This window comes from Paraburkholderia sp. RL17-380-BIE-A (genome assembly GCF_046028085.1).
Classification (GTDB): domain Bacteria; phylum Pseudomonadota; class Gammaproteobacteria; order Burkholderiales; family Burkholderiaceae; genus Paraburkholderia.
Genome location: NZ_JARESQ010000074.1, coordinates 1 through 253, shown reverse-complemented (window position 1 = coordinate 253; position 253 = coordinate 1). Strand labels below are relative to the sequence as shown.

General features: G+C 61.3%; 1 pseudogene. It reads left to right on the top strand.

Features of this window, described 5'->3' with window-relative positions:
* Positions 1-5: 5 nt before the first annotated feature.
* Positions 6-253 (top strand): annotated as a pseudogene (locus P0D68_RS35590) (SMP-30/gluconolaconase/LRE-like region family protein); the annotation flags it as partial.

The following is a 253-nucleotide window of genomic DNA, read 5'->3' as shown; positions in this document are numbered from 1 at the left end:
GGGCAATGCTGAGCGCAGCGGCAGTGTCGGTTTGCGATGCTCAATATTCGACCGGCTGGATCGCCAACACCCATGGCACGGGCACTACGCGAGTGGGCAACGTGGCCCGCTCGATGTGGGTCGCACCCGAAGGAGTGATCTACACATCGTCGATGTGGGATGAAAACGAAGGTGGCATTGCGATCTATCAGAACGCCCGGAACATCGGTTCGATCGGGGCACACGGCGAGTTTCAGGGCGGCGCGATCACCGG